Here is a 4,813-nt window from a genome sequence, read left to right as displayed (position 1 = left end):
CCGGCCGACGCGGATCTCGCCGCGGTCGTCGAGGCCGGCGGCGCGTGCCGGGGCCAGGCTGACGGTGGCGATGGCCTGTGGCAGATCATAGTCGTTGTCCTGCTCGGCCAGGCCCAGCGCGGCCTGCAGCAGGCTGGCCGGGTAGTAGTCGCTGGAGAGGATGTCCAGCACGCCGCGCCGGGCCAGGTCGGCGGCGGCGATGTTGCCCGAGTGCGAGCCGCCGCGGACGATGTTCGGCGCGCCCATCAGCACCTTCAGCCCGCGCGCGTGGCTGGCCTCGGCGGCCTCGAAGGTGGTCGGGAACTCGGCGATGGCCATGCCGTAGCCGGCCGATTCGGCGACGTGTTCGAGGGTCGCGTCGTCGTGGCTGGCCAGCGCCAGGCCGCGGCCCTGGCAGATGTCGACGATGGCGGCGCGCTGCGCATCGCTGTGGCGCGCCGAGTTGGCCAGCTGTTCGGCGACGAAGGCGTCCATTTCCGCCGGGCTCAGGTGGTACTTGCCCATGTAGTACTCGCGGTACTTGGCCATGCGCGCGAATTGGCGCTGGCCCGGCGCGTGGTCCATCACCGAGACCAGCTGCACCAGCGGCTGCTCGACCAGCTCGCGGAACAGTTCCAGGCATTGCGGGTGGCTGACCTCGCAGCGCAGGTGCAGGCGGTGTTCGGCGCGGGTCTGCCCGGCGGCCTCGGCATCGGCGATGGCTTCGAGCATCGTGCCCAGCTGCTGCATGCGCTTGCCCTTGGGGTTGATGTCGCCGATCGACAGCGCATCGAACACCGTGGTGATGCCGGCGGCGACGATCTGCGCGTCGTGGGTCAGCACCGCCGAGGCCGACGGCCAGTCGACGCCCGGGCGCGGGCTCATGTGCTTTTCCAGGTTGTCGGTGTGCAGTTCCACCAGCCCCGGCAGCAGCAGGTCGCCGCCGAGGTCCTGGGCCTGCGGCAGCTGGCTGGCGCCTTCGCCGATGTCGGCGATCAGGCCGTCACGGATCAGCAGGCTGCCGTGGATCACCGCCTCGGCAGTGACCAGCCGGGCGTTGCTGAGTATCTGTTCAGCCGGCATGGGCGAGGTCCTCCTGCGTCATGTCCAGGTAACGGTCGGCGACCGCCTCGCGGATCGCGCGGTCGTGGAAGATGCCGATCAGCGCGCTGCCGGCGGCTTTGGCCTCGGCGATCAGCTCGAGCACCACGCGGGCATTGGCTTCGTCCAGCGAGGCGGTGGGTTCGTCCAGCAGCAGCACCGGCCAGCCGACCATGAAGCCGCGGGCGAGGTTGACCCGCTGCTGCTCGCCGCCGGAGAAGGTGCCGGGCGCCAACTGCCAGAGCCGTTCGGGAATGTTCAGCCGGCTGAGCAGCGCCTTGGCCCGTGCCTCGGCATCGGCACGACTCCAGCCACGGGCCAGCGCCGGTTCCATCACCACCTCCAGCGCCGGCACCCGCGGGATCACCCGCAGGAACTGGCTGACGTAGCCCAGCGTCTGCCGGCGCACGGCGAGCACCTGGCGCGGCGCGGCGCCGACCAGTTCCAGCCAGTCGCCGGCGTGGCGGATGCGGATGCTGCCGGCGGCGGCCAGGTAGTTGCCGTAGAGCGTGCGCAGCAGGGTCGACTTGCCGGCGCCGGAGCGGCCGTGCAACACCAGGCATTCGCCGGCGCCGACGTGGAAGTCCAGCCCGCGCAGCACCTGCAGGCTGACGCCGTGCTGCTGGTGCAGGGTGAAGGTCTTGGCGAGGTCACGGACCTCGATCAGGGTATTCATGGGTGCACTCCTGGCGGGAAGGAAGCGGCCGGATCGCCAGCAAGCTCGCTCCTACAGATGCGGTCGGAGCGGCGCGCTGGTGTAGGAGCCGGCTTGCCGGCGATGGGACGGGCGATGGCGCTCATGGCTGCAGCACCGAGGACACCAGCAACTGCGTATAGGGATGCTGCGGGTCGTCGAGGATCTGGTCGGTGAGGCCGGCCTCCACCACCCGCGAGCGGCGCATCACCATCAGCCGGTCGGCCAGCAGCCGTGCCACGGCGAGGTCGTGGGTGACGATCACCACCGCCAGGTCCAGCTCGCGCACCAGCCCGCGCAAGAGGTCGAGCAGGCGTGCCTGCACCGACACGTCGAGCCCGCCGGTGGGTTCGTCCATGAACACCAGCCTCGGTCCGGAGACCAGGTTGCGGGCGATCTGCAGGCGCTGCTGCATGCCGCCGGAGAAGGTCCGTGGCAGGTCGTCGATGCGCGCCGGGTCGATCTCCACCTGCTTGAGCCAGTCGAGTCCGGCAGTGCGCAGCCGGCCATAGTGGCGTACGCCCTGGGCCATCAGCCGTTCGCCGATGTTGGCGCCGGCCGACACGCCCATGCGCAGGCCGTCGCGCGGGTTCTGCTCGACGAAGCCCCATTCGCTGCGCAGCAGCGTGCGCCGCTCGGCCTCGCTGGCGGCGTAGAGGTCCAGCCAGTCGCCGCCGCCATCGCGGTAGAGCACGCTGCCGCGATCCGGCGGGCAGCGCCCGCAGAGCGCCGAGAGCAGGGTGGACTTGCCCGAGCCGGACTCGCCGACGATGCCCAGCACCTCGCCGGGGTAGAGGTCGAAGGACACGCCCTGGCAGCCCTTGTCCGGGCCGTACAGGCGGGTCAGCTCGCGCACCGTCAGCAGCGGTTCGGCGCAGGCGGTCGGGGCGGGCTGCAGCTGTTCGACGGCGCTCATGGGCGGTTCTCCTGGCGTTGCACGCGCTGCGCGCAGTAGTCGGTATCCGAGCAGACGAAGCGCTTGGTCCCGGCGTCGTCGACGATCAGCTCGTCGAGGAAGGAATCGCCGCTGCCGCAGATGGCGCAGCAGGCGTCCCACTTCTGCACCTCGAAGGGATGGTCCTCGAAGTCCAGGCTGGCCACGCGGGTGTACGGCGGCACGGCGTAGAGGCGCTTCTCGCGGCCGGCGCCGAACAGCATCAGCGCCGGGCTCAGGTGAAGCTTGGGGTTGTCGAATTTGGGAATCGGCGAGGGGTCCATCACGTAGCGCCCGTCCACCGTCACCGGGTAGGCGTAGGCGGTGGCGATATGGCCGAAGGTGGCGATGTCCTCGTAGAGCTTGACGTGCATCACCCCGTAGTCGCCCAGCGCGTGCATGGTGCGCGTCTCGGTTTCCGACGGCTCGATGAAGCGCAGCGGCTCCGGAATCGGCACCTGGTAGACCATGATCTGCCCGGCGGCCAGCGGCGTTTCCGGGATGCGGTGACGGGTCTGGATCACCGTCGCCGCGGGGGTGCGTTCGGTGGTGGCGACCCCGGCGGTGCGGGCGAAGAAGCGCCGGATCGACACCGCGTTGGTGGTGTCGTCGGCGCCTGGTCGATCACCTTGAGCACGTCGTCGGCGCCGAGGATTGCGGCGGTCAGCTGCATGCCGCCGGTGCCCCAGCCGTAGGGCAGCGGCATCTCGCGGCCGCCGAAGGGCACCTGGTAGCCGGGGATGGCGACCGCCTTGAGCAGCGCGCGGCGGATCATGCGCTTGGTCTGCTCGTCGAGGTAGGCGAAGTTGTAGCCCGCCTCGCGGGCGGGAATGGCCTGGGCATTCATGCGCGTTTCTCCTTCGCCGGCGTCTCGACGGCCATCTCGGCCGGTTCGGCCTGCGGCTGGCGCAGCTTGCGGATCAGTTCCAGCTCGGACTGGAAGTCGACGTAGTGCGGCAGCTTCAGGTGCGAGACGAAGCCGGCGGCCTCGACGTTGTCGCAGTGCATCAGGACGAATTCCTCCTGCTGCGCCGGGCCCTGCACCTCCTCGCCGTACTCGCCGGCACGCAGCGCGCGGTCGACCAGCGCCATGCCCATCGCCTTGCGCTCGGCATAGCCGAAGGCCAGGCCGTAGCCGCGGGTGAACTGCGCCTGCTCGGCGCTGTCGCCGACGAACTGGTTGACCATCTCGCACTCGGTCAGCTCGATGTCGCCGAGGCAGACCGGGAAGCCCAGCTCCTGCGGCTCGATCCAGACCTCCACCGCGCCGATGCGGATCTCGCCGGCGAACGGGTGGTTGCGGCCGTAGCCGCGCTGGGTCGAGTAGCCCAGCGCCAGCAGGAAGCCCTCGTCGCCACGGGCCAGCGCCTGCAGGCGTTCGGCGCGGCCGGCCGGCAGCGCCAGCGGCTCGCGGGTGAGGTCCGGCACCGGCTCGCCGTGGTCGGGCTCCGGGGTCATCAGCTTCGGCGCCGAGCAGGTCGAGCACCCGCGGGCAGTCGCCCAGGCTGGCGCCTTCGTCGACCGGCGGGCCGGGGCGTTCGCCTTCGGCGAGCAGGGCGAAGTCGAGCAGGCGGTGGGTGTAGTCGAAGGTCGGGCCGAGCAGCTGGCCGCCGGGCACGTCCTTGAAGGTTGCCGAGATGCGCCGGCTAAGCTGCATGGCGCCGGTGTCCAGCGGCAGGCTTTCGGCGAAGCGCGGCAGCGTGGTGCGGTAGGCGCGCAGGAGGAAGATCGCCTCGACCAGATCACCGGCGGCCTGCTTGATCGCCAGCGCGGCGAGTTCCTCGTCGTACAGCGAGCCTTCGCTCATCACTCGCGCCACGGCGAGCGGTAGCTGCTGGCGGATTTGCTCGACGCCGAGCTCGGCAATGCCGGTATCGCCGCGGCGCTTCTTCGCCAGCAGTGCGTGGGCGTTGTCGATGGCCTGTTCGCCACCCTTGACCGCGACGTACATCAGGCCACCTCCTGCAGCGAATCGCCGATGCGCGTGCTGCGCGGCAGGCCGAGCACCTGGCCGTCGGCACAGAACAGCGCGTCCAGCCCGCGCGGGAAGTCGATCCGCGCGGCGCGTTGCTGCCAGAACGCCGGCGCCAGCGGCAGGCCGACCA

Annotated in this window: 4 protein-coding genes and 2 pseudogenes; all 6 read right to left on the bottom strand. The window is 70.7% G+C overall.

Translation table 11 applies throughout. The features are described from left to right. Positions 1-1,062, bottom strand: a 1,062-nt coding sequence (locus BAY1663_RS22075) for an alpha-D-ribose 1-methylphosphonate 5-triphosphate diphosphatase (protein ID WP_037045127.1), incomplete at its 3' end; no start/stop codon positions are given. Beyond that, positions 1,052-1,756: a phosphonate C-P lyase system protein PhnL gene (phnL, locus tag BAY1663_RS22070; RefSeq protein WP_037045126.1), complete on the bottom strand. Its 705-nt coding sequence runs from the start codon at positions 1,754-1,756 to the stop codon at positions 1,052-1,054. The genes phnL and BAY1663_RS22075, both read right to left, overlap by 11 nt. A 121-nt stretch (positions 1,757-1,877) precedes the next feature. After that, positions 1,878-2,690 carry a phosphonate C-P lyase system protein PhnK gene (phnK, locus tag BAY1663_RS22065; protein WP_037045124.1) on the bottom strand — a complete coding sequence of 271 codons (813 nt, stop codon included), beginning with the start codon at positions 2,688-2,690 and terminating at the stop codon, positions 1,878-1,880. Then, positions 2,687-3,555 (bottom strand): annotated as a pseudogene (locus BAY1663_RS22060) (alpha-D-ribose 1-methylphosphonate 5-phosphate C-P-lyase PhnJ). Before BAY1663_RS22060 ends, phnK begins: the two are co-directional and overlap by 4 nt. Beyond that, positions 3,552-4,659, bottom strand: a pseudogene (locus BAY1663_RS22055) (carbon-phosphorus lyase complex subunit PhnI). Before BAY1663_RS22055 ends, BAY1663_RS22060 begins: the two co-directional pseudogenes overlap by 4 nt. Continuing rightward, positions 4,659-4,813, bottom strand: a 155-nt coding sequence (locus BAY1663_RS22050) for a phosphonate C-P lyase system protein PhnH (protein ID WP_037045122.1), incomplete at its 5' end; no start/stop codon positions are given. The pseudogene BAY1663_RS22055 and the gene BAY1663_RS22050, both read right to left, overlap by 1 nt.

Source organism: Pseudomonas sp. BAY1663, assembly GCF_000582595.1.
GTDB classification, from domain to species: Bacteria; Pseudomonadota; Gammaproteobacteria; order Pseudomonadales; family Pseudomonadaceae; genus Stutzerimonas; species Stutzerimonas stutzeri_AF.
Note: the sequence above shows the minus strand (reverse complement) of the source record. Positions and strands in the feature narration are given on the sequence as shown.